This is a genomic window from Neobacillus dielmonensis (genome assembly GCF_000612665.1).
GTDB lineage: Bacteria > Bacillota > Bacilli > Bacillales > Cytobacillaceae > Neobacillus > Neobacillus dielmonensis.
Window position 1 is genome coordinate 20890 of record NZ_HG942032.1, and the last position, 22626, is coordinate 43515.

Annotated in this window: 24 protein-coding genes and 1 riboswitch; of the genes, 18 read left to right on the forward strand and 6 right to left on the reverse strand. The window is 41.3% G+C overall.

Annotated elements, in window-relative coordinates; all coding sequences use genetic code 11:
• The first annotated feature begins 5 nt into the window (after positions 1 to 5).
• From BN2425_RS03175 to BN2425_RS03215, 9 genes are all read left to right on the forward strand, one after another.
• On the forward strand, positions 6 to 1082 hold the full coding sequence (locus tag BN2425_RS03175) for a carbamoyl phosphate synthase small subunit (RefSeq protein ID WP_042455018.1): 1077 nt from the start codon (positions 6 to 8) through the stop codon (positions 1080 to 1082).
• Positions 1069 to 4302: a carbamoyl-phosphate synthase (glutamine-hydrolyzing) large subunit gene (gene carB, locus BN2425_RS03180; RefSeq protein WP_042454957.1), complete on the forward strand. Its 3234-nt coding sequence runs from the start codon at positions 1069 to 1071 to the stop codon at positions 4300 to 4302. The genes BN2425_RS03175 and carB overlap by 14 nt, the downstream gene beginning before the upstream one ends.
• Complete coding sequence (gene argF / locus BN2425_RS03185; protein WP_235714560.1) at positions 4286 to 5260, forward strand: ornithine carbamoyltransferase; 975 nt, start codon at positions 4286 to 4288, stop codon at positions 5258 to 5260. The genes carB and argF overlap by 17 nt, the downstream gene beginning before the upstream one ends.
• Positions 5261 to 5341: 81 nt before the next feature.
• Positions 5342 to 6553: an argininosuccinate synthase gene (locus tag BN2425_RS03190; protein ID WP_042454959.1), complete on the forward strand. Its 1212-nt coding sequence runs from the start codon at positions 5342 to 5344 to the stop codon at positions 6551 to 6553.
• Between the two features lie 65 nt (positions 6554 to 6618).
• Complete coding sequence (gene argH, locus BN2425_RS03195; RefSeq protein WP_042454961.1) at positions 6619 to 7995, forward strand: argininosuccinate lyase; 1377 nt, start codon at positions 6619 to 6621, stop codon at positions 7993 to 7995.
• 270 nt (positions 7996 to 8265) lie between these two features.
• Positions 8266 to 9126, forward strand: a complete 861-nt coding sequence (locus BN2425_RS03200; RefSeq protein WP_042454962.1) for a carbon-nitrogen hydrolase family protein — start codon at positions 8266 to 8268, stop codon at positions 9124 to 9126.
• A 21-nt stretch (positions 9127 to 9147) separates the two neighbouring features.
• On the forward strand, positions 9148 to 9810 hold the full coding sequence (locus BN2425_RS03205; protein ID WP_042454963.1) for a GNAT family N-acetyltransferase: 663 nt from the start codon (positions 9148 to 9150) through the stop codon (positions 9808 to 9810).
• Between the two features lie 20 nt (positions 9811 to 9830).
• On the forward strand, positions 9831 to 10502 hold the full coding sequence (locus BN2425_RS03210; RefSeq protein ID WP_042454964.1) for a hypothetical protein: 672 nt from the start codon (positions 9831 to 9833) through the stop codon (positions 10500 to 10502).
• Positions 10503 to 10588: 86 nt separating this feature from the next.
• Positions 10589 to 10700: riboswitch (SAM riboswitch) on the forward strand.
• Between the two features lie 78 nt (positions 10701 to 10778).
• Positions 10779 to 12014: a homoserine dehydrogenase gene (locus BN2425_RS03215; protein WP_042454967.1), complete on the forward strand. Its 1236-nt coding sequence runs from the start codon at positions 10779 to 10781 to the stop codon at positions 12012 to 12014.
• A gap of 308 nt (positions 12015 to 12322) precedes the next feature.
• Here the strand turns inward: BN2425_RS03215 and BN2425_RS03220 are convergent, their stop codons facing one another.
• Together BN2425_RS03220 and BN2425_RS03225 are read right to left on the reverse strand one after the other, a co-directional pair.
• Entirely contained in the window at positions 12323 to 12508 is a 186-nt protein-coding gene (locus BN2425_RS03220) for a YfhD family protein (RefSeq protein WP_042454970.1), read from the reverse strand.
• Between the two features lie 92 nt (positions 12509 to 12600).
• Positions 12601 to 12732, reverse strand: coding sequence for a YfhE family protein (locus BN2425_RS03225; protein ID WP_074433001.1), 132 nt, complete (start codon positions 12730 to 12732; stop codon positions 12601 to 12603).
• 164 nt (positions 12733 to 12896) lie between these two features.
• On the opposite strand from BN2425_RS03225, the gene recX reads away from it, so the two are divergent.
• Both recX and BN2425_RS03235 read left to right on the forward strand, forming a co-directional pair.
• On the forward strand, positions 12897 to 13709 hold the full coding sequence (gene recX / locus BN2425_RS03230; RefSeq protein ID WP_042454971.1) for a recombination regulator RecX: 813 nt from the start codon (positions 12897 to 12899) through the stop codon (positions 13707 to 13709).
• A gap of 25 nt (positions 13710 to 13734) precedes the next feature.
• The gene (locus BN2425_RS03235) at positions 13735 to 14058 is read left to right on the forward strand and encodes a YfhH family protein (RefSeq protein ID WP_042454972.1); all 324 of its coding nucleotides are present in this window, start codon (positions 13735 to 13737) and stop codon (positions 14056 to 14058) included.
• A gap of 71 nt (positions 14059 to 14129) precedes the next feature.
• Here BN2425_RS03235 and BN2425_RS03240 read toward each other — a convergent pair whose 3' ends face one another.
• The gene (locus BN2425_RS03240; protein WP_042454974.1) at positions 14130 to 14306 is read right to left on the reverse strand and encodes a small, acid-soluble spore protein K; all 177 of its coding nucleotides are present in this window, start codon (positions 14304 to 14306) and stop codon (positions 14130 to 14132) included.
• A gap of 130 nt (positions 14307 to 14436) precedes the next feature.
• Between BN2425_RS03240 and BN2425_RS03245 the strand changes: the two genes are divergently transcribed.
• Positions 14437 to 14706 (forward strand): YfhJ family protein, encoded by a 270-nt coding sequence (locus BN2425_RS03245; RefSeq protein WP_042454975.1) that lies wholly within the window; start codon positions 14437 to 14439, stop codon positions 14704 to 14706.
• 27 nt (positions 14707 to 14733) lie between these two features.
• On the opposite strand, the gene BN2425_RS03250 is transcribed toward BN2425_RS03245, so the two are convergent.
• Positions 14734 to 15714, reverse strand: a complete 981-nt coding sequence (locus BN2425_RS03250; RefSeq protein ID WP_042454977.1) for a metal-dependent hydrolase — start codon at positions 15712 to 15714, stop codon at positions 14734 to 14736.
• A 106-nt stretch (positions 15715 to 15820) separates the two neighbouring features.
• On the opposite strand from BN2425_RS03250, the gene mutY reads away from it, so the two are divergent.
• A complete protein-coding gene (gene mutY, locus BN2425_RS03255) occupies positions 15821 to 16915 on the forward strand; it encodes an A/G-specific adenine glycosylase (protein ID WP_042454979.1) in 1095 nt (364 codons plus the stop codon).
• 29 nt (positions 16916 to 16944) lie between these two features.
• Here mutY and BN2425_RS03260 read toward each other — a convergent pair whose 3' ends face one another.
• Positions 16945 to 17169: a hypothetical protein gene (locus tag BN2425_RS03260; RefSeq protein WP_042454982.1), complete on the reverse strand. Its 225-nt coding sequence runs from the start codon at positions 17167 to 17169 to the stop codon at positions 16945 to 16947.
• Positions 17170 to 17281: 112 nt separating this feature from the next.
• Here BN2425_RS03260 and fabL point away from each other — a divergent pair, with 112 nt between their 5' ends.
• The 5 genes from fabL (at position 17282) to BN2425_RS03285 (ending at position 21430) form a co-directional block, all read left to right on the forward strand.
• Complete coding sequence (fabL, locus tag BN2425_RS03265) at positions 17282 to 18031, forward strand: enoyl-[acyl-carrier-protein] reductase FabL (RefSeq protein WP_042454983.1); 750 nt, start codon at positions 17282 to 17284, stop codon at positions 18029 to 18031.
• Positions 18032 to 18103: 72 nt separating this feature from the next.
• Positions 18104 to 18448, forward strand: coding sequence for a gamma-type small acid-soluble spore protein (locus BN2425_RS03270; RefSeq protein WP_042454984.1), 345 nt, complete (start codon positions 18104 to 18106; stop codon positions 18446 to 18448).
• Positions 18449 to 18619: 171 nt separating this feature from the next.
• Positions 18620 to 18877 (forward strand): YgaB family protein, encoded by a 258-nt coding sequence (locus BN2425_RS03275; RefSeq protein WP_042454987.1) that lies wholly within the window; start codon positions 18620 to 18622, stop codon positions 18875 to 18877.
• Between the two features lie 168 nt (positions 18878 to 19045).
• Positions 19046 to 19576: a nucleoside tri-diphosphate phosphatase gene (gene ntdP, locus BN2425_RS03280; RefSeq protein ID WP_042454990.1), complete on the forward strand. Its 531-nt coding sequence runs from the start codon at positions 19046 to 19048 to the stop codon at positions 19574 to 19576.
• A gap of 87 nt (positions 19577 to 19663) precedes the next feature.
• Positions 19664 to 21430, forward strand: a complete 1767-nt coding sequence (locus BN2425_RS03285) for an ABC transporter ATP-binding protein (protein ID WP_042454992.1) — start codon at positions 19664 to 19666, stop codon at positions 21428 to 21430.
• A gap of 26 nt (positions 21431 to 21456) precedes the next feature.
• Here the strand turns inward: BN2425_RS03285 and BN2425_RS03290 are convergent, their stop codons facing one another.
• Positions 21457 to 22524 (reverse strand): FUSC family protein, encoded by a 1068-nt coding sequence (locus tag BN2425_RS03290; RefSeq protein WP_042454994.1) that lies wholly within the window; start codon positions 22522 to 22524, stop codon positions 21457 to 21459.
• Positions 22525 to 22626: the final 102 nt, after the last annotated feature.

Genomic DNA, 22626 nt, shown 5'->3' on the forward strand with positions numbered 1-22626 from the left:
TGTTTTTGGAACAGGGATACCTTACTTTGGAAACAGGAGAAGTATTTGAAGGGGTACTAATCGGTGCCGGGAAGAAATCTATCGGAGAGGTTGTTTTTAATACAAGTATGACCGGTTATCAAGAGATCATCACCGACCCATCCTATGCCGGGCAAATTATTACCTTCTGTTACCCAATCATCGGAAACTATGGCATCAACGCCTTGGATGATGAAAGCATAGCACCGGCACTCTCCGGCGTGGTAATTGGGGACTTATGTGAAACCCCAAGCCATTATCAATCGATCCAGAAATTTTCCGAGAAGTTAAAGAAGTTCGGTATAACCGGAATCGCCGGTGTGGATACAAGACTTCTTGTAAAAACCATCCGCAGTCGCGGTACGGTAAAAGGCGTCCTAAGCACTACAAAGGATGTTGAATTTTCAGGACAAGATCAAGAGCCTTTATGGGTAGAGAAAGTCTCAACAAAAAAAATCCAATACTATAAAAACAGAGGACCACACGTTGTCTTAATGGATTATGGCCATAAAAAATCGATCCTTAGTGCCCTGCTGGCTGAAAATTGTGCGGTTACCGTAGTTCCATTCAATACAACTTTTGAAAAAATCAAGGCATTAAATCCAGATGGTGTTTTGTTCAGCAATGGTCCTGGGGACCCGATGGAACTGAAAAAGTGGTTCCCAGAAATTAAAAAAATCAGCTCGTCTTACCCGTCATTGGGAATATGCCTTGGGCATCAACTCATTGCCCTGTCGTTTGGAGCACAGACAACCAAGCTTGCCTATGGGCATAGAGGTGGAAATCATCCAGTTAAAGAACTCGAGACCGGAAAGGTCAAAATCACCGCACAAAACCACAGTTATGTGGTAATGGATGATAGTATTGATGGCCAAATATTTGATATCACCTATCGAAATGTCAATGACCAATCCATTGAAGGCTTAAAGCATAAAGTTTATCCGATTCAAACTGTGCAATTTCATCCGGAAGCTCATCCGGGACCAAGCGATACAGAATATATCTTAAAAGAATTCGTAAAAAGAATTGCATCCCTGGGAGAGACGCGTTATGCCATTAAATAAAAATTTGAAAAAAGTTCTGGTCATCGGATCAGGTCCCATTGTCATCGGCCAGGCAGCAGAATTTGATTATGCCGGGACACAAGCTTGTATTGCCCTCAAAGAAGAGGGACTTGAAGTTGTACTGGTCAATAATAACCCGGCCACCATCATGACCGACCAAGCCATTGCCGATAAGGTTTATATTGAACCATTAAATGTAGAAACCATTGAAAAAATTATCCTGAAGGAAAAACCGGATGGAATTATTGGAACCTTAGGAGGGCAAACCGGCCTCAATCTGACGGTTCAGCTTTTTGAACAAAACATCCTCGAAAAATACAATGTCGAGTTGTTAGGAACCTCCGTTGAATCCATCAAAAATGGGGAAGACCGAGAGAGATTCCGGAACTTAATGCTGAAAATTGGTGAGCCGATTCCTGAATCAGCGATTATCCAGAATTATCAGGAAGGCGTCCGCTTTGTTGAAAAAATTGGCTTTCCAGTCATTATTCGTCCTGCATTTACACTCGGTGGTGAAGGCGGGGGATTTGCCTACAATGAGGAAGATCTGGAACTCGTTTTGAAAAAAGGCTTGTCCGCCAGCCCTATCCACCAAGTTTTGGTGGAGAAAAGCATTAAAGGCTGGAAGGAAATCGAATATGAGGTCATGCGCGATGCCAATGATACATGCATCATCGTCTGCAATATGGAAAACATGGACCCTGTCGGCGTTCATACAGGGGACTCGATTGTTGTGGCCCCGTCCCAGACATTGACCGATGTACAGTATCAAATGCTCCGTGACGTTTCCATTAAGGTAATCCGCGAGCTTGAGATTATCGGCGGATGCAATATCCAATTTGCGCTGCATCCGGAATCTAATGAGTACTATATTATTGAAGTAAATCCGAGGGTCAGCCGTTCATCGGCACTTGCCTCCAAAGCAACAGGATACCCTATTGCCCGGATGGCAGCAAAGTGTGCCATCGGTTACCATTTGGATGAGATTGTGAATCCGATAACAGGCAATACCTTTGCCTCGTTTGAACCAGCGATTGATTATATTGTGGTAAAACTGCCGCGCTTCCCGTTTGATAAATTCCCAGAAGCTGATCGAACATTGGGAACACAGATGAAAGCAACGGGTGAAGTTATGGCGATTGACCGGACATTTGAAGGGGCTCTTAATAAAGCAATCCGTTCCATGGAGATGAATGTTTACGGTTTATGTGTGGAGGCAAATAAAACGTTGGCGACGGATACCTTGTTTAGCCTTCTGGAAACCGCTAATGACCGCCGCCTGTTTATCATTGCGGAAGCATTCAGAAGGGGAATCTCCCTTGAACAGGTTCAGCAAGCAACCGAAATTGATCCGTGGTTTTTATACAAAATTAGTTCAATCGTGGAAATGGAAACGCATTTGTGTTCCCATAAGTGGAGTGAAGTTTCTGACCAACTGCTAATCAAAGCCAAGCGATTAAATATGGCTGATAAACTTTTATCGCAGATATTTGCCATACCGGAAAAAGTAATCAGAAGTAAATGGAAGGAACTGAACATCCAACCAGGCTATAAAATGGTCGATACCTGTTCCGCCGAATTTGATGCAATTACCCCTTACTATTACTCTACCTATCATGGATTTGATGAAGTAGAAGTCACCAATCGAAAAAAGATTATGGTCATTGGCTCCGGCCCAATCCGGATTGGCCAGGGAATTGAATTTGATTACTGTTCGGTACACGCAGCCAAAGCGATTAAGAAAAAAGGTTATGAGGCCGTTGTTATCAATAACAACCCAGAAACAGTAAGTACGGATTACTCTACAGCAGACCGTTTGTATTTTGAACCTCTGACCGCCGAGGATGTTCTCCATGTCATCAATAAGGAGCAAGTGGCAGGTGTGCTGATTCAATTTGGCGGTCAAACAGCGATAAATTTGGCCCATGATTTGGAGGAAGAAGGGGTCAAGATTCTTGGTACATCTGTCGCAAATGTTGACAAGGTGGAAGATCGAAAGGAATTTTATCGACTCCTAGAGGACCTGGACATTCCTCATATTGAAGGAAAAACGGCTGCCCATCCCGAAGAACTTGTGGAGGCAGCTGAGGAACTGGGTTATCCGGTACTTGTTAGGCCGTCCTACGTCATTGGCGGACAGTCCATGTTCACGATTTTTTCTGAACCGGAACTCCACAGCTATATCAAGCAGTTGGAGCAAAATGCCAATGAAAAAATGTGGCCGCTGTTAATTGACAAGTTCATGCCGGGACTAGAGTGCGAGATTGATGTGATTTGTGATGGTGAACAAATCGTTGTACCAGGAATATTTGAGCATATTGAAAAAGCTGGTGTTCACTCGGGGGATAGTATTACTGTGTTTCCGCCCATTTCGATATCTGATGAAATAAAAACGGTATTAATTGACTATGCAGGCAAAATTGCCAAAGCAGCGTCCATCGTTGGAATGATGAATATTCAATTCGTAGTTTATCAAAACAAGGTCTATTGTCTGGAAGTAAACCCGCGTTCATCACGTACGGTACCGATCATGAGCAAGGTAACTGGGGTTCCGATGATTGAATGGGCAGTTCGGGCTCAACTAGGGGAAAAAATTGGTGATTTTGCACCTGCTCCAGGGCTTTTGGAGGAACCAACTTATTACTCCGTAAAGGCACCTGTATTTTCTTCAGGAAAACTAAAGGGAGTCGATCCGGTCCTTGGTCCGGAAATGAAATCGACCGGAGAAGTGTTGGGCTTAGGCCAAACTTATTTAGAAGCATTGAATAAAGCTGTGCCACCGCTGCAAGAAAAGACCGAAGAAACTTATATTTTATGTTCGATATCCGATCGTGAAAAGTCAGCCAGTCTCCCTATTATTCAGGGACTTACAAAAAGATACAAATTGGCTGCAACGGAAGGAACGAGTGAATTTCTGCGGAACCAAGGTATTTCAGTGGATAAGGTCCTCAAGGAAGAACAGGACGTAACGGAGTTGTTCCGAAATCAAGTACTAAGGGCTGTCATCAATATTCCAAGTCAAGGACGAAACAAATTGAAATTTGGCTTCCATATCCGTGAGCAAGCCATTCGTTACAAGGTGCCTGTGTTTACCCATTTGGATACAGTGAAGGTCAACAGTGAATTGTTGAACCAACCACAGACGAATCTTGACGTAAAACCAATCAGCGAATTTTATCAACTGGAAGAAAGAGGTGCCGTTCATGCCAGAAGCCATTGAATCGACTAAAGTAAATAACAAGCCTATGAATTTTAAAGGAAAAGATTTTATTCAACTGGCTGATTTTTCAAAAGAAGAGATTCTCCATATGCTTGATGTGGCAGTGGAGCTAAAGTCACTGCAAAAACAGGGAAAACCACACCCTTATTTAAGCGGGAAAGTTTTGGGGATGATTTTTGAAAAGTCGTCAACCCGAACGAGAGTCTCATTTGAAGTAGGCATGCTCCAGCTCGGGGGCCATGCGATTTTCTTAAGCTCCAAAGATATTCAGCTCGGCCGGGGCGAAAGTATCCATGATACGGCAAAAGTCCTATCGAGATACGTGGATGGAATCATGATTCGTACTTTCGGTCATGAGACGGTGGAGGAGCTGGCAGAGCATGCCTCCATCCCGGTCATTAACGGTCTGACAGACTTGCAGCATCCCACTCAAGTGTTAGCCGACCTGTTAACAATTCTCGAGCATAAGGGAAAACTTGAAGGGGTAAAAATGTGCTATATTGGCGACGGCTATAACAATATGCCCCATTCTTTGCTCGAGGGTGCTGTAAAGGTAGGAATGGATATTAGTATTGCTAGCCCGGCTGGCTACCTGCCTGATGGCAACATTACCGAACAGGCGATAGAAGCGGCAAAACAAACTGGGGTTTCGGTGACGATTACCCATGATCCGGTTGAAGCCATCAAGGATGCCGATGTGGTGATTACCGACGTGTGGACCAGCATGGGGATGGAGGCGGAAACGGAGCAGCGCTTAAAGGCATTCGCGTCTTACCAAGTGAATGAGGAATTATGCAAACATGCGAAAGATGACTATATCTTTTTGCATTGCCTGCCGGCCCATCGCGGTGAAGAAGTGACGGCAGAGGTAATTGATGGTTCCCATTCTGTAGTTTTTGACGAAGCAGAGAACCGTCTGCATGCCCAAAAAGCAATTTTAAAACTTTTGCTAGATTAGGACTTTCATTTTTCACTAGATATGTTGTATAATAATTCTATCGGTTGAATAATAATACAAACATACGCAAGGAGAATAGAAATGGCGAAGGAAAAAATTGTTTTAGCTTACTCAGGCGGCTTGGATACATCCGTATCGGTTAAATGGATTCAAGAGAAATATGGTTATGATGTCATTGCTTTAGGACTTGATGTAGGGGAAGGAAAGGACCTAGAAGCGATCAAAACGAAGGCGTTAAATGTTGGGGCAATTAAAGCCCATATTATAGATGCCAAAGAGATGCTGGCAAAGGATTATATTCTACCAGCTTTAAAGGCTAATTGTTTATATGAAGGGAAATACCCTTTATCGTCTGCTCTTTCTAGACCGTTAATTTCTAAACTATTGGTGGATGTGGCTGAAAAAGAGGGCGCAACAGCAGTGGCCCATGGCTGCACAGGAAAAGGAAATGATCAGGTGCGGTTCGAGGTTTCCATCCAAGCGTTAAATCCAAGCTTGAAAGTGGTTGCGCCTGTCCGTGAATGGGGCATGACCCGCGATGAAGAAATTGAATATGCCAAGAAAAACGGCATTCCGATTCCAGTTGATTTGGATAACCCGTTTTCCATTGATGCCAATATCTGGGGCCGTGCCTGCGAAGCAGGTGTCCTAGAAAATCCTTGGGCAGAGGCACCTGAAGCAGCTTACGACTGGACCAACCCGATTGAATTGACTCCAGATGCACCGGAGTATCTTGAAATAGAATTTGTACAAGGCGTTCCTGTTGCGCTTAATGGAGAAAAGCTTGAGCTTGTTCCATTAATTGAAAAATTAAATGAACTAGGCGGCAAGCACGGTGTTGGCCGTATCGACCATATTGAGAATAGATTAGTAGGTATCAAATCACGCGAAGTGTATGAAAATCCAGCTGCATTAATTTTAATTAATGCCCATAAGGAATTGGAATTTTTGACATTGCCACGTGAGGTCACCCAATTCAAAACGCAGGTAGAACAGCAAATGGCGAAAATCATTTATGAAGGACTTTGGTATTCTCCATTAAAAGCTGCTTTGGATGCGTTTATTGAGGAAACCCAGAAAGTCGTTTCCGGCACAATTCGGGTTAAGCTCTTCAAGGGAAATCATACCGTTGTCGGGCGTAAATCGGAGCACAGTCTGTATAACGAAGAACTGGCTACCTATACAAAAGGCGATGCGTTTGATCACAATGCAGCGGTAGGCTTCATTAAGCTTTGGGGACTGCCAACTAAGGTCTTTTCGGAAGTAAACCAGAAAGAATCGGTTTTAAAATAATTCAGGAGGTGCCCTCGAAGTGTTTCGGGGGCTATCTTGTTAAGAGCCATGAGGAGGAGCAGCATATGTCTAAGCTATGGGGCGGACGATTTACGAAAGAAACGAACAAGCTGGTAGAAGAGTTCACAGCCTCGATTCCGTTTGATCAAAAATTAGCCAAAGAGGATATCGCAGGCAGCCTTGCCCATGTCCAAATGTTAGGGGAGTGCGGCATCATTCCAGTAGAGGATGCCGAAGAAATTAAAAAGGGCCTGCATCACATTAAAGAGATGGTTGACCACGGCGAAGTGGAATTTTTAATAGAAGATGAAGATATTCACATGAATATCGAAAAACTTCTGCTGGAACAAATCGGCCCAGTTGGGGGGAAACTTCATACAGGAAGAAGCCGAAATGACCAAGTGGCAACCGATATGCATTTATATTTGCGCACCAAAACCACAGAACTCATCACCTTGGTGGAAAATGTCCAGAAGGCCATTGTCGAACAAGCAAAAGCGAATATCGAGACGTTAATTCCCGGCTATACGCATCTGCAACGTGCCCAGCCGGTTTCGTTTGCCCATCACTTGATGGCCTACTTTTGGATGTTTGAGCGGGATAAAGAGAGATTAATTGATTCGTTAAAGCGGGTAAACTGGCTGCCATTGGGAGCCGGTGCATTGGCAGGTACCACCTTTCCCATTAATCGGGAACGGGTTGCCGAGATTTTGGGGTTTGAAACGATTTATCCGAACAGTATGGATGCCGTCAGTGACCGGGATTTTATTTTGGAGTTTTTGTCAATTGGCTCGATTATCATGACCCATATCTCCCGATTATCGGAAGAACTGGTACTGTGGTCCAGCCAGGAGTTTCAATTTGTCGAACTCGATGATTCTTTTTGTACAGGTTCAAGCATTATGCCGCAAAAGAAAAATCCCGATGTACCAGAGCTGTTGAGGGGCAAAACCGGACGTGCCTATGGCAATTTAATCGGTCTGTTGACTGTTTTAAAGGGTCTGCCGCTTGCTTATAACAAGGATTTGCAAGAGGATAAAGAAGGCATGTTTGATACCGTAGAAACCCTCGAGGGATCATTAAAACTTTTGGCACCGATGATTGAAACAATGACTGTTAAAAAAGACGTTATGAGAAAAGCAATCAACAATGACTACTCCAATGCAACCGATATTGCGGATTATTTGGTAACTAAAGGGCTGCCGTTCCGTGAGGCCCATGAGGTGATTGGTAAAATTGTTTTATATGCAATACAGTCTGGCAAATTCTTGCTTGACTTAAGTTTTGATGAATATCAGCAGTTCAGTCCGTTATTTGGAGAGGATATTTACGAGGTACTGGCTCCAGAGCATGTGGTCGCCGTTCGAAATAGCCTGGGAGGCACTTCTCCTGAACAGGTCAAACAACAAATTAAGCTTGCTGAGGAAAAGCTGCAGCAATAAGGGAAAAGTCCGCCGGATTGGCGGGCTGTTTTTTTTGATTTCTTTGGTATTCTACAAATTTGGGGAGTGTTTCTACAAAATATCAGGTTATCCTTCAAAATGAAAGGTGGATTCTACAAAATCATGAACTATTCTACAAAAATAGGAAACTATTAGAAAAATACACCAAAATCTAGTCTTTGATAAACACCTCAAAGATTGTATTCATTATAAAAATATTAGATAATCTTTTCATAACCACTTTTTCAAAAAATTGACTGGAGGAATATGATGAAACTTAGAGTATCAGCTGTGCAATACCACTTGCATACGATTCAATCCTTTGAGGAATTCGCTGCCCAATGCGAGCATTATATAAAAACCGCAGAAGAATTTGGGGCTGAATTTGCGCTATTCCCTGAATTCTTTACCACTCAGCTTCTATCTATTGGAGACGGTCAGGGTCACAGCCTGAAAATTGATGACCTGCCAAACTTCACTGAACAATATCTTGCGTTATTCTCTAACTTTGCCAAACAAACAAATATGCATATCATCGCCGGTACCCATGTGCTCAGGAAGAATGGCAAGCTGTATAATACCGCCCATTTATTTTACCCCGATGGAAGAGTGGGTGAACAGGCCAAGCTCCATATCACCCCGACTGAGGTGCATGAATGGGACATGGCCCCTGGGGATTCTTTTCAGATTTTTGAAACCGACAAAGGAAAAATCGCCCTGTTGACTTGCTATGACATCGAATTTCCGGAAATCGTCCGAATGGCGAAAGCAAAAGGGGCCGATGTGATTTTTTGTCCATCCTGTACCGATGACCGCCACGGATTCCACCGGGTCCGCTATACAAGCCATGCCCGGGCAATTGAGAACCAAGTATATGTAGTTTTAACCGGAACGGTCGGGTCGTTGCCGACAGTTGATTTTATGCGGGCTAATTTCGGCCAGGCTGCCATTATTACACCAAACGATATCCCATTCCCGCCACGCGGTATTTTAGTCGAAGGGGAAATCAACAATGATATGGTTGTAACAGCTGACTTGGATTTAGAACTGTTATACGAAGTACGTGAGCGGGGTTCGGTTACCACTTGGCGGGACCGCAGAACCGATTTATATGTCGATTGGGAAAAATAACGGACCGGAGGAGCATAGGCCATGTATCGAAGCGAGTTTTACGTGTTTGAACACGACCAGCCAAAGGCCGCCATCATTCGCAACTACACAAAGGAGGACTTTGGGCAGCTAATTGAAATTCAATCAGAATGCTTTCCTCCCCCGTTTCCATCCGAATTGTGGTGGAATCAAGAGCAATTGACTAATCATGTGGAGCTTTTTCCCGAAGGAGCCCTATGTATTGAAATCGGTGGGGAATTAGCTGGGTCCTTAACAGGTCTCTGTGTTGATTTTAATCCAAACCATATGGAACACACTTGGGCAGAAATTACGGATAACGGTTATATAAGAAACCATAATACCAACGGAAATACCTTGTATATTGTTGATATTAGTGTCAGACCAAAGTACCGGAAACTAGGACTTGGCAAGCTAATAATGCAAGCAATGTACCATATTGTCATTGAAAAGGGGTATGACCGCTTGCTTGGAGGCGGCCGGATGCCCGGTTACCATATACATAATAAGCAATTGACACCGGAAGAGTACCTCGATGCTGTTGTGAAAGGACAATTGAAGGATCCGGTGATTACTTTTCTTTTGCGATGCGGCCGCGTCCCATTAGGGATTGCGAACAACTATCTAGATGATGAAGAATCGTGCAATAATGCCGTACTCATGCAATGGAAAAATCCATTTAAATAAAACTTGGGAGGCCGCAGGCTATGGAATATAAGAGGATAACCAGTATAGACGATCCAAATTTTAAAAAGCTCCATGATTTAATGGGCAAAATTTTTCCGCCGGAGGAAGTACTAGATTACGAATTATGGAAAGAACCATTAGAAGACCCTGGCATTAGGGTGTTTGTCGCAATCCACCAAGATCAGGTTGTAGGAGCGACGGAATACCGATATTACCCTGACTGGAATATTGCCATGACTGATTTTACCATTATTAGTGTGCCAGGATTAGGTCTTGGACGGTTCCTGGCCCAAAGTCGGATGCAGGATTTGCAGCAGTTGGCACAAGAAAATAGGAAAGAGCTATTCGGGATGTTTGCGGAAATATATGACCCATATCGTGCTTCTAATCATGAGTTTGGTGGAGTGAAAGTAATGGACCCATATGTTCGTCGTGAAGTTCTGTCTCACCTGGGTTATAAACGACTCGATTTGAAATATGTTCATCCATCATGGGAAAACAACGGTGAAGCTGTAACTGGACTAGATTTGTGTTTTATGCCTGTAACAGAAGAAACGGATGTGTTGCCTGCATCATTGGTCAAAGCATTCCTAACTACTTATTATTCTGTTTTACCCAATAAACCGAAGGAATGGTTGGAAATGATTGAAAAGATAGCTGCAAAGGAGACAATCGATTTGTTGCCATTGTAGGAAAAGAAAGATTGACTAGTAAGGAATATTCAGTTAATATAATTTCTATATGTTCGAAAAATTAACTGAATGATAAATAAATAGATCTCTTATCTAGAGAGGCGGAGGGACATGGCCCGATGAAGCCCGGCAACCTTCAAGGTATATCTTGAAAAGGTGCTAATTCCTGCAGATTATTGGTAATCTGACAGATAAGAGGAGGAACCTGCCCTCTTCTTATCAAGAGGGTTTTTCTTTTTCTACTTGTAAAGGAATATCATGAAGGGTGGTCATTAAATGACTGGAATCAAAGTTGCCATTCTTGGTTTTGGCACAGTTGGCGAAGGTGTGTATCGGACAATTCAATCACATGAAGATGAATTGGCGGAAGTTTTAGGCAAAAAAGTGGAAGTTGCCGCTGTTTTAGTGAGAAACAAGGCAAAGACAAGGGAAATCAATGACAAAGTACTTGTCACCACTGACTTTGAGGACATCATCTGCCTGCCAAATCTTGATGTGGTCATCGAGGCAATTGTCGGCCAAGAACCATCCTATACATATTTAAAACGTGCCATTCAAAGAGGCTGCCACATCATTACCGCTAATAAAGAGATGTTTGCCCACTATGGTAAAGAACTGATTGAACTCGCGGAGGACTATCATGTTCAAGTAGGGTTTGAAGCAACAGTAGCGGGAGGAATTCCAGTCATCCAAACGTTAAGGCAGCTTTTAAAAATTAACAGAGTTTCGCAAATTCATGGGATCCTCAATGGAACTTCTAATTTTATTCTAACGGAGATGCGTGAAAAAAAGCTGTCATTTGACCAAAGCCTATATCTTGCCCAAGAGAAGGGCTATGCAGAAGCCAACCCTGTAAATGATGTTGAAGGGTTTGACGCTTTTTATAAAGCCATGATCCTCAGCCGTATAGCTTTCGGTACGGAACCCAATTGGCAGGATGTGGAGCGCGAAGGGATCACCAATATTACCAGTGACTTATTATGGGCTGCTGATCAGCTTGGACTAAGGTTTAAACATGTGGCAAGCTTAACGAAAAAGGGAGAAAAAATTCTTGCATCTGTAAAACCGGCCCTTGTTGGTCATGAGCATCCATTCTACCATGTTGAGGGCGTAGAAAACGCTGTGAATGTACACTCTGATATTGTAGGAAGAATAACTTTGCAGGGTCCGGGTGCAGGAATGTTCCCAACTGCAAGCGCGGTTATTGAGGACTTGGTTTATGTGAATCAGTTCCAAGCAACTGATTCTACGGCTAATCGAAAACTTGCTTCCCATAAAGTGGAGGAACAGGATGAGGTAAGCGAATACTGGTTTATTCATGGAGTAAGCCAACCCCTATCCAAATTGAGCGTGGTTTGGAGTGGCGGTGAACAAGCAGGAAACTATGTAGTAAAAGCAACAAAATCTGACTTACAACGCTTGTCATGTCTAGAACCAATGTTGCACTACTATGCGATTTTAGGCGACGTAGAGGGGGAGGCAGTTCTGCAGGAGCAGACAGTTGTCATTTAAACATCAGAAAGGAGCATGGGCTTCTTTCTTTTTATTTGCAGTTTTATGGTCTCGACTGCAAGAGTTCACATCCTATTCACATTTCTAATATAAATATGTTAAATAACTGTGAAATGCGTTGTTTCATCATAATTAGGAGAGTATAGTAAAAGTATAGATAAGAAAGTGAAATATTTCACAATTCATTTAGATTTTAACGAGTTCTAAATCTTAGTTGGATTAACTTCTCTTTGGAACTCGCTGAAATATATCCCCCCTTTTATATATTTCTTTTGTAAGAAGCAGGATAAAAAATCCTGCTTCCTTTTTTACTTATTTCTTCTGGCAGCACGTTGATTGGCTGCATTTGCACGAGCTTGAGCTTCCATATCCTCTTGATCGGCTAACTCTCTTGAAAATTCAACATCATAGCCATCTGATTTCATATTTTTGGGAACCTGTGGCAAAGATGCCTTATTTTTATCACGAGTTTTATGTCCATGTGAACGGCCCATAACAAAAACCCCTTTCATTTGTCGGTTTGAAAGCCAGATTGGCTCCATTTATTAGGATGAACAAATGAACAGGGGTTATTTATGGAATAATTTTATAGCTTAGTTTTACGATCAGTGAAACCGCCGGCACGGTCAGCCATTTTAAATTCACGCTGATACAATACTTCTTGCGTACTTGTAAGTGAATATTTTCCCCGATTTTTATCCTTTTTGCGATCTCCCATTATGATCATTCCTTTCGCCATTTTCATTGTAAAGGTACAAAGTGCACCTTTTTACATTTTTTCCTAATTGCCGAAGAAACATACAAAAAGAATCGATTTCTTAAGAATAAAAAATTAAAAAGGTATTGTAGAATATGATAAAGTAGGGGGAGAGAGGTGAAAGAATGGCTATCATTACAAGAATCACCACCCAGAAAAAAAACCAAGATAGGTTTAATTTATATTTGGATCACGGAAAAGGGGAAGAGTACGCTTTTAGTGTTGACAGTGACGTCCTTATTAAGTTTGAATTAAAAAAGGGTATGGAAATTGATGAACTTTCCATCTATGAAATTCAATTTCAGGATGATATCCGTAAAGCATATAATCTTTCAATTCAATATTTAGCGCGAAGAATGAGATCAGAAAAAGAGGTAAGCGATTATCTAATCAAAAAAGATGTCGAAGAGCCTATTATAAAAGAGGTCCTTCATAAATTAGCTAACCAAAAATATATCAATGATGAAGATTTTGCTTTGGCGTTTGTGAGAACCCAAGTCAATACAACTGACAAGGGACCGGATTTGATTAAACAAGAATTGAAAGAAAAGGGTGTTGCTGAAGATCTAATTTCGCGAGCATTAGCAGCATACTCTTCAGAACTGCAACTAGAGAAGGCAGTAAAGCTGAGTCAAAAATTCTTCAGCAAATCTTCAATGGAATCCCAAAAGATTCAAAAACAAAAGCTAGAGCAAATACTGCTTAGAAAGGGATATCCGTTTGGAATCATTCATCTTGCTGTTGAGGAACTACAAGGTAACGGGGCAGAAGAAGAATTTTCTGCGATCCAATACCAGGGAGCAAAAGCCCATAGAAAATTTTTTCAGTATAGCGGGTTTGAATATGAGCAGAAAATGAAGCAGGCTTTGTATCGAAAGGGTTTTTCTATGGAACTCATTGAAAAGTACATAGCCTCTTTAAATAGGGAAGAGTATTAAACAAACAGAACTGGATGTGAATTATATGCAGCAGGAGAAAAGATATAGTGATTTGACAGAACAAGAATTAACCCAGGAAATTGCCAAACTAAAGGAACAGGCAAGAAAAGCTGAACAAATGGGGATGGTCAATGAGTTTGCTGTGCTTGAGAGGAAAGTGCAAATGGCTCGTGCCTATTTGTTGGATCCACAAAATTTTAAAAAGGGAGAAATATATGAAATTGAAGGGGCACCTGGTGAATATTTTAAAATTGAATATTTCAAGGGTGTATTCGCCTGGGGCTTTCGCTTAGGTGGCGACGGAAGTGAAGAGGCACTGCCGATTTCTATGTTAAATGAGCTTAACTAAAGAACAAACCAGAGAGAAAACTCTCTGGCTTGTGAGTGAGAAATGCATGCCTACACAGATTGGAGCTTTTGTTATTTCCAAACCTGCGGCGATTCGTCATCACGAGCGTTTGAAGCTCTCATCCGCTCTTGCGGATGGGTATTAATCGTCCCATCTGCTCGTCTTGAGGCATATTCTGCTTTTGCCCTTGGCTCACCATCAAAATTCTGTTTATTTTGGTTAGGGAAATTGCGCTGTTTATTTCTCATGCTATACCTCCATAAAAGGGAATGAGAAAACGTGTAAAGCGGTGCATTTACACCGTCCATACCCGTACTATTATTATCCACGAAACTTTTTATCTTTATAATTAAAAGAAATTGGCAAGAGGTGAGATACATGAATGATTATCAGGAGAAATTAACTAAGCTGTTGCTTGATAAAAATGAGCAGCTTTCCTACAATGAAGCACGAACTTGGGTAGAATTGTTATGGGATGACTTTGAAACAACTCAGGCGAAGGCAGGTCGTGAGTATAAGGGCAGTGAAGCGACTGAAAGGATTGTAAAGCAATGGATTGAAAACTATGGCCCGAAGCTTCATGAATTTACTACATCCAATCCAAAATACGAAAAATATTTAAATCAAAATAAAAAGATGCTTCATTAAATGAAAAACTCGCCAAATGGCGAGTTTTTAACTTGGCAATATTCCTAATTTCTTTCGCAGCTTCTTTTCACTGTAAACCCAACCGGTATAAGAAGTAATTGGCTTCAGATTGGTATCTAACTGGACAACTGCAACAAACGGATAATGGCCATTACTACGATAGCGTAAATCGATAAATCTGACTTCATAGTAATGATCATACTCATCCACTTCCCAGCGGTAAACAGGTGAAAAAGAAAGGAAGGCTGCAATATTTTCATCCTTTTTTGCAGCTTCAATGACTGGTGTTTGTGGAACAGGAACCCGCTTAAATTGATCAAGGATTTCAACCTTCTCTTTGGAGGCTCGGCCCACGTAAAAAAATCCTTCACTCATGGCAGCAATCCGCCATTGATGGAATCTCATGGTTGGTGCAACAATGATTTCTTTAACATCAGGAATCATCGACCTTACCTCAAGCAAAACTCTTTTTTTAGCTTGATACCGTTTGAAGTAATAAGCAATGATCACCAGGAACATGGCTAGGAATGTATAGCCTGCGTGTGCCCCCACGGCCCAGATAAAAATGGCAAGGACATGAATCCCAAAAATGAAAGGGTCAAAGGTATTAATCACTCCAAGAGCAACCCATTTGGCTGAAAATGGTCTAAGTGCCTGGGTGCCATAGGCATTAAAGATATCTACGAAAACATGAATGAAAACAGCAGCAAATGTCCATGCCCATAAATGCAAAAGGTTGGCATTCGGAAAAAAAGGATAAAGGACAGCCAATATCACCAAAGGCCATAATACAACAGCGGGTACAGAATGCGTAATGCCACGATGATTCCGAATATAGATAGCATTGTTACGCAGTTTTAAAACCGTATCAATATCTGGTATTTGCGAGCCAGCAATCGTAGCGATTAACACACTGATTGTCGTGGCATGGTTGGAAGTAACCGCCGGATCCAAGGTTGCAAGACCTCCAAGTGCAATTCCCATTACAACATGTGTGCCAGTATCCAAAAGAAAGTATCTCCTTTCAAACTTCTTGTCAAAAAGCATATTATCCGTTATCGTTTATTATATTCCCCTTTTTTTGTATGTTTAACAGCAGGAGGAACTAAACGTTATGTTAATTGAACAAAATTTTACCAAAAAAATCAATATAAAAGCATTTCAACATGACTTAATCACCTGGTTTAAGAGGGAACAGCGTAATTTGCCGTGGAGAAAGGATAAAGATCCTTATAAAGTTTGGGTATCAGAAATCATGCTGCAGCAGACCAGAGTCGATACCGTTATTCCATATTTTAACCGATTTATTGATTGGTTTCCGACAATTGAGGACTTAGCAGAAGCCGACGAGGATAAAGTGCTTAAGGCTTGGGAAGGACTTGGATACTATTCAAGAGTCCGAAATTTGCAATCAGCAGTAAGAGAGGTAAAGGAAAGGTATAATGGAGAAGTGCCCGATTCCCCTAAAAAGATTTCTGAATTAAAAGGAGTGGGGCCATATACCGCCGGGGCGATATTAAGTATCGCTTATGGATTGCCGGAGCCTGCAGTAGACGGCAATGTCATGAGGGTGCTATCAAGAATATTAATTATAGAAGAAGATATTGCCAGACCTGCTTCCCGCAAAGTTTTTGAAAAGGCGGTAAGGGAGCTCATTTCCCATCAAGACCCTTCTTCCTTTAATCAAGCCCTAATGGAATTGGGTGCCTTAGTTTGCACTCCTACCTCACCTGCCTGCTTATTGTGTCCTGTTCGAGATCATTGCCAGGCATTTGAAGAAGGAATCCAAGATGAATTGCCAGTAAAGACAAAGAAGACTAAAACCCGCCATGTACAGCTTGCGTCTGTCATTTTAATGGACGAAACAGGCAAATTTTTAATTCACAGACGCCCGGACCAAGGGTTACTAGCCAATTTATGGGAATTTCCAAATGTCGAAATGCTTTCTTCATTTCAGCATGAGCGTGAAGCTGTCAGGCAGCAATTAAAGGATACGTTAAGTCTTGATGTCCAATTAGAGAAAATTATTGGACAAATCGAGCATGTATTTTCACACTTGGTATGGAATATCGAAGTCTATATCGGAAAATTGAATTCTAGTGTAGAAGAAAATCAGGAGTGGAAGCTTGTAACAGAGGATCAGCTGCAGGATTATGCTTTTCCGGTACCACATCAAAAGATGTTTAAATTATTCCAGGAATATGAATAAACGCCGCTAAGAAAGCGGCGTTATTTAAATTAATCATAAACTGGTTTTGTGCCGTGTGTATAATCCGCTTCATTGCGTTTCATTCCGCCCCGTGCCTCAATTTCTTCAATAATCTGCCGATGAATGGATTGCCCTTCACTGTTTAAATAGGGGGTCATCTGTTGCATGGCGTGATGAAAAAAGGCAAGTTCACTGTCTTGCCATTCTGTTTTAGCCATCATCGAGAGTTCAGTAATATCTCTGCCAACATACATAGTTATTACGTCCTTTCTAGAGGTAATATGGTTTAGTTTTTCTACTATACATTGTCTTCTATTCATGTTAAAGCTAAAATGAAAACATCAGAGTTGAAGGATGGGATTTTAAATGACACAAAAAGTAGCATTAGTAACAGGGAGCAGCCGAGGAATTGGGAAGGCAACTGCGTTAAAACTTGCTCAAGCCGGTTATGATATTGTAATTAATTACGCTCGAAGCAAAAAAGGGGCTATGGAAACAGCAGAACAAGTGGAGGCCTTAGGGAGAAAAGCATTAGTGTTAAAGGCAAATGTCGGGGATGTTGCCAAAATAAAAGACATGTTTGCCCAAATTGACCAAGAGTTTGGCCGTTTGGATGTATTTGTTAACAATGCCGCATCCGGTGTCCAACGTCCGGCAATGGAATTGGAAGAATCGCATTGGGATTGGACCCTGAATATTAACAGTAAGGCGCTTTTATTTTGTGCCCAAGAGGCGGCTAAATTGATGGAGCGCAATGGCGGAGGAAAAATTGTTAGCATCAGTTCACTTGGCTCAATCCGCTATCTGGAGAACTATACTGCTGTCGGGGTGTCCAAAGCTGCACTCGAAGCACTGACCAGGTATTTGGCGGTTGAATTGGCACCGAAGAATATCGTGGTTAATGCAGTATCTGGCGGTGCTGTGGACACTGAGGCACTAAAACATTTCCCGAATCGTGAGGAACTGCTTCAGGAGGCCGCAGAAAAAACACCTGCTGGAAGAATGGTTGAAATTGAAGATATGGTCAATTGTGTTATGTTCCTGCTTTCAGATGCTTCAAGCATGATTCGTGGCCAAACCATTATTGTTGATGGAGGCATATCGCTGCTCGTTTAAGAAATTTCGTAAAAAATTTTTGGGATAATCTCCACGGGGACGGGTAAATTAATCTCGTGGAGGTGATAACAAATGGCAAATTTCAATCAACAGCCAAACAAAACAAGTGCAGGAACTAACATCCAACAAGTAAGACAACAAAACGCACAATCTGCTGGTGCAGGTTCTGCAGGTTCTTTTGGCACTGAGTTTGCAAGTGAAACAAATGCACAAGAAGTAAGACAGCAAAACGCTCGTTCTGCTCGTTCTGGTTCAGCAGGCGCTGGAGCAGCTGGTGCAGGTGCCGCTGGAACATCTGCTGGTGCATTTGGCACTGAATTTGCAAGCGAAACTAACGCACAAGAAGTAAGACAACAAAACCAACAAGCTGAATCTCGCAAGAGCCAAAACTCTGGCGGACAATTTGGCCAAAGCTAATTAAACATACTGGTAAAAAGAAGGTACTCCTGTCTTTTGGGGTACCTTCTTTTTTTTCTTCGCTTCTTTCCCTTTCGACAAAACTTCCCGAGAGTTTACATAATTGGTTAAAGGATTCTGCTTGTTTCTAAAGAATAAATATTAAGAACAAACTTTAAGGCGGTGAGGGAAGTGGACCAATTTAACAAACTTGTTTCCGAGCAAATGGTAACGATGGAAAAATTACTTTACTTACAAGCTGAGCTGGAACGCTGCCAGAAGATTGAAGCAGAACTGCAAGCTTTACAAAGTGAGACTGACTTGGAAAGTATCCAAACCGATATTAAGATCATGAAGGAAGAGTTAAAACAGATTCAACACATCTTTGAAAAACAAACCGAAGAGGTCATTAATACGTATCGAGAAATGAATTTTTCGTCTTCTTTATAAAAAAACGCAAATTTTTACAAAGAGCCATATGGAAATATGGCTCTTTTGTTTTAAATTCTGTCTTCAACCGTTATAATAATAGAAAGTAGGAAATTTATCTTTGCTGTTATTTGTCGTATTGGATGGAGATTAGATGAAACAGCGTTAAAAATGAAGGTAGGGGAGAAAATGGGCGTACCCAACGAAGGTGAACCAGTACAAATACATAGTTATAAACACAATGGGCACATCCATCGCGTCTGGGAAGAAACCACTGTACTAAAGGGGTCGCAGAACTTAGTAATAGGTGCAAATGATCGGACACTTGTAACAGAATCAGATGGCAGGACATGGATTACAAGAGAACCAGCCATTTGTTACTTTCACTCACAATATTGGTTTAATGTTATTGGCATGATTCGCGAAGATGGTATTTATTACTACTGCAATCTAAGTTCACCATTCATTTTCGATGGTGAGGCAATTAAGTATATCGATTATGATCTTGATATAAAAGTATATCCTGATATGACGTTTAACTTACTTGATGAGGATGAGTATGAACGCCATCGCCGAGAAATGAATTATCCTGATGTGATTGATCAGATTTTAAAGCGCAATGTCGATAAGCTAATTCAGTGGATTAGACAAAAGAATGGCCCATTCGCGCCAGATTTTATTGATATTTGGTATGAAAGGTATCTTACGTACAGACGTTAGCTGGTGTGCCAAATTCAAACGCCTGTTGATTTTAAATCAACAGGCGTTTTGGCTGTTTATTTATCTAGAGAGGTAGGTGAGGGGAGTTTGAACAGCATACGCCGTTATTTAGAGTTTGTAAAGCCGTACCGTTGGCAAATAATTGCTACGATTATCATCGGGATTGTTAAGTTTTCCATTCCACTTATTTTGCCTATGCTGATTAAATACGTGGTCGATGATGTATTAGGGAATCATGGATTGTCAAATGGCGAAAAAGTAAACAAATTATTCCTCATGATGGGAATCATGATCGTTATTTTTGTCATTCTTAGACCGCCAATCGAATACTATCGGCAATATTTTGCACAGTGGACATCAAATAAAATATTATATGACCTGCGTGGTGTTTTATATAAACATATCCAGAAACTTAGCTTTAAATATTATGCAAACAGCAGGGCAGGAGAAATTATCTCCAGAATGATAAATGATGTTGAGCAAACGAAGACTTTTGTAGTAACAGGATTAATGAACATTTGGCTGGATATGGCTACAATCGTTATAGCCATCATTGTCATGTTTACTATGAGTGTCAAATTAACTATTGTATCCATTTTACTCTTTCCGCTATATGCTTTTTCCATAAAGTACTTTTTTGGTAACTTGCGAAGACTGACAAGAGCGAGGTCGCAAGCTCTAGCTGGTGTACAGAGTTATTTGCATGAAAGGGTACAGGGAATGGCCATCATCAAAAGCTTTGCGATTGAAGAGCATGAGCAGACGCTGTTTGATAAGCAGAATAAAAACTTTTTAGAAAAAGCCATTCAGCATACAAGCTGGAATGCGAAGTCCTTCTCGGTGGTTAACACCATTACCGACATTGCTCCTTTACTCGTTATTGGCTATTCCGCCTATTTAGTTATCCATGGACAGCTTACATTAGGAACGATGGTCGCTTTTTACGCTTATATTGATAAGTTGTATAATCCGCTGCGAAGATTAGTCAATTCGTCAACCACGATTACCCAATCTTTTGCATCGATGGACCGGGTTTTTGAATTATTGGATGAAAAATATGATGTAGTAGATGCACCGGATGCGATTGAGTGCAGGGACGTAAAAGGGGAAATCTCCTTTGAGAATGTTTCTTTTGCCTATAAAGAAGAAGATGGCGCCGTTCTAAAGGGCATAGATCTGAATGTAAAAAATGGCGAAACCATCGCATTGGTTGGTATGAGCGGGGGAGGAAAATCATCACTTGTCAGTCTGATTCCCCGTTTTTATGATGTATCAAAAGGGAGAATTACGTTAGATGGAACAGATATCCGCCAATTTAAAATTCAATCCCTTAGGGACAAAATTGGAGTAGTTTTTCAAGATAATATTTTGTTCAGTGAATCTGTAAAGGAGAATATCCTGTTAGGCAAGCCGGATGCTTCGGATGAAGAAGTGTATCGTGCAGCCAAAGCAGCTAGTGCGGATGAATTTATTCAACAACTGACAGAGGGCTATGATACAAAGGTTGGAGAGAGGGGAGTAAAACTTTCAGGTGGGCAGAAGCAGCGCATTGCGATTGCCAGGGTTTTCTTAAAGAACCCGCCGATTTTAATCCTGGATGAAGCTACGTCTGCTCTTGATTTGGAAAGCGAGCATTTAATTCAGGAGTCATTAAACGAACTGGCGAAAGACCGAACTACCTTTATCGTGGCCCATCGTTTATCCACGATTACCCATGCAGACCGAATTGTTTTAATTGATCATGGCCAAATCGCAGAAGTGGGAACCCATGATGAGTTAATGGCGAAACAAGGAGGCTATTATAAGTTATTTCAAGTCCAGCAATTGGAAAAAACAAAAGCCGAAGCAAAATAAATTGCTTCGGCTTTTGTTTGTCGTTTTTAGTCTTTGTCCTCAACTAAGATTTCATTATGATGAAACGAGTGAAAACTGGTGATTAACAAATCAAGATGCTCAATTTGCTCACTGTAATCAATAATGGCAGCGACAATTTGCATGGTATGGAATAAGTGAGGACTATCCTCATCCATCTCCCTTGGCTGATTCAGAAATAATGCAAAAAGCTTTTGATTATTTGAAAAAACATCCAACACTTCTTCGGCAGCAGGTAATGGCACTTTACCTATAAACATAAGCATCAGCTGCTCATGTCGGTAAATAAGCAAATCTAATTGTTCTTGTATGGCAGCTTTAAAGTCTCCGGGAAGCTGCAACAGCTCGTTTTCAAATCTGTGGAGTTTTTTTAAGGTATCTAACCCTTTTCTTGCGGTTATAATCATCTGCCTGTATATGACCAGTTTTCGTGACTTATCGAGAGTTGATTTTTTTAGGTAGCTTCTTTCTTCCTTGTACATGGTATAAAAGTCTTCCATCATTTTTACGTTCTTTTTTATGGATTCAATATCGGATTTCAACAGATGGTGATCATAAGCATGTCGGGAGCTTAAACGAATCCAACGGATAATTTCTTCAGTTGTACTGGTAATTTTGCTATAAAGTTTATTTTCGTATTTAGGCGGCATGAATATGAGATTGACCACGAAGGCTGAAAATACACCAATCATGATAGTAGAAAAACGGATACCTGCAAACGTTATAAAGGTTTCCTCAGTGCTTTCCATAATTGAAATAAGTGTTACCATTGAAAGACCAATGGTGTTTTCAAGCTTTAGTTTAAGGTTAATCATGATGACAATAATCGCCGCCAAGCCGATAATAATGAAATGATTGCCCAAGAGCAGAACGAAAATAACGGCAACGATGGCCCCAATGAGATTTCCTTGTATTTGTTCGATTATCGTTAAGTAGGAACGGTAGATTGTTGGCTGAATGGCGAAAATGGCGGCAATTGCTGCTAAAACAGGAGAAGGGGAATGCAATAATTGGGCTGAATAGAGAGAGAGAACAATAGCAATTCCCGTTTTAAAGATGCGGGCACCTAGCTTCATGTTATTTGCTGATTCCTTTCAATAGAGAGATTAATAAATAATGATATCAGATAAGAAACTATCTAAGTAATATACCTGTATTAACGCATATAATCAAGAGAA

Excerpts from the sequence above, each read along its gene's own strand:
- BN2425_RS03200 (WP_042454962.1), top strand. The coding sequence starts at position 8,266 with ATGAAACTTAGAGTATCAGCTGTGCAATACCACTTGCATACGATTCAA.
- recX (WP_042454971.1), top strand. The coding sequence starts at position 12,897 with ATGGCTATCATTACAAGAATCACCACCCAGAAAAAAAACCAAGATAGG.
- BN2425_RS03215 (WP_042454967.1), top strand. The coding sequence starts at position 10,779 with ATGACTGGAATCAAAGTTGCCATTCTTGGTTTTGGCACAGTTGGCGAA.
- carB (WP_042454957.1), top strand. The coding sequence starts at position 1,069 with ATGCCATTAAATAAAAATTTGAAAAAAGTTCTGGTCATCGGATCAGGT.
- BN2425_RS03225 (WP_074433001.1), bottom strand. The coding sequence starts at position 12,732 with ATGGGAGATCGCAAAAAGGATAAAAATCGGGGAAAATATTCACTTACA.
- BN2425_RS03240 (WP_042454974.1), bottom strand. The coding sequence starts at position 14,306 with ATGAGAAATAAACAGCGCAATTTCCCTAACCAAAATAAACAGAATTTT.
- BN2425_RS03270 (WP_042454984.1), top strand. The coding sequence starts at position 18,104 with ATGGCAAATTTCAATCAACAGCCAAACAAAACAAGTGCAGGAACTAAC.
- BN2425_RS03235 (WP_042454972.1), top strand. The coding sequence starts at position 13,735 with ATGCAGCAGGAGAAAAGATATAGTGATTTGACAGAACAAGAATTAACC.
- BN2425_RS03260 (WP_042454982.1), bottom strand. The coding sequence starts at position 17,169 with ATGTATGTTGGCAGAGATATTACTGAACTCTCGATGATGGCTAAAACA.
- mutY (WP_042454979.1), top strand. The coding sequence starts at position 15,821 with ATGTTAATTGAACAAAATTTTACCAAAAAAATCAATATAAAAGCATTT.
- fabL (WP_042454983.1), top strand. The coding sequence starts at position 17,282 with ATGACACAAAAAGTAGCATTAGTAACAGGGAGCAGCCGAGGAATTGGG.
- BN2425_RS03190 (WP_042454959.1), top strand. The coding sequence starts at position 5,342 with ATGGCGAAGGAAAAAATTGTTTTAGCTTACTCAGGCGGCTTGGATACA.
- BN2425_RS03245 (WP_042454975.1), top strand. The coding sequence starts at position 14,437 with ATGAATGATTATCAGGAGAAATTAACTAAGCTGTTGCTTGATAAAAAT.
- BN2425_RS03205 (WP_042454963.1), top strand. The coding sequence starts at position 9,148 with ATGTATCGAAGCGAGTTTTACGTGTTTGAACACGACCAGCCAAAGGCC.
- BN2425_RS03210 (WP_042454964.1), top strand. The coding sequence starts at position 9,831 with ATGGAATATAAGAGGATAACCAGTATAGACGATCCAAATTTTAAAAAG.
- BN2425_RS03220 (WP_042454970.1), bottom strand. The coding sequence starts at position 12,508 with ATGGGCCGTTCACATGGACATAAAACTCGTGATAAAAATAAGGCATCT.
- ntdP (WP_042454990.1), top strand. The coding sequence starts at position 19,046 with ATGGGCGTACCCAACGAAGGTGAACCAGTACAAATACATAGTTATAAA.
- BN2425_RS03290 (WP_042454994.1), bottom strand. The coding sequence starts at position 22,524 with ATGAAGCTAGGTGCCCGCATCTTTAAAACGGGAATTGCTATTGTTCTC.
- argF (WP_235714560.1), top strand. The coding sequence starts at position 4,286 with ATGCCAGAAGCCATTGAATCGACTAAAGTAAATAACAAGCCTATGAAT.
- argH (WP_042454961.1), top strand. The coding sequence starts at position 6,619 with ATGTCTAAGCTATGGGGCGGACGATTTACGAAAGAAACGAACAAGCTG.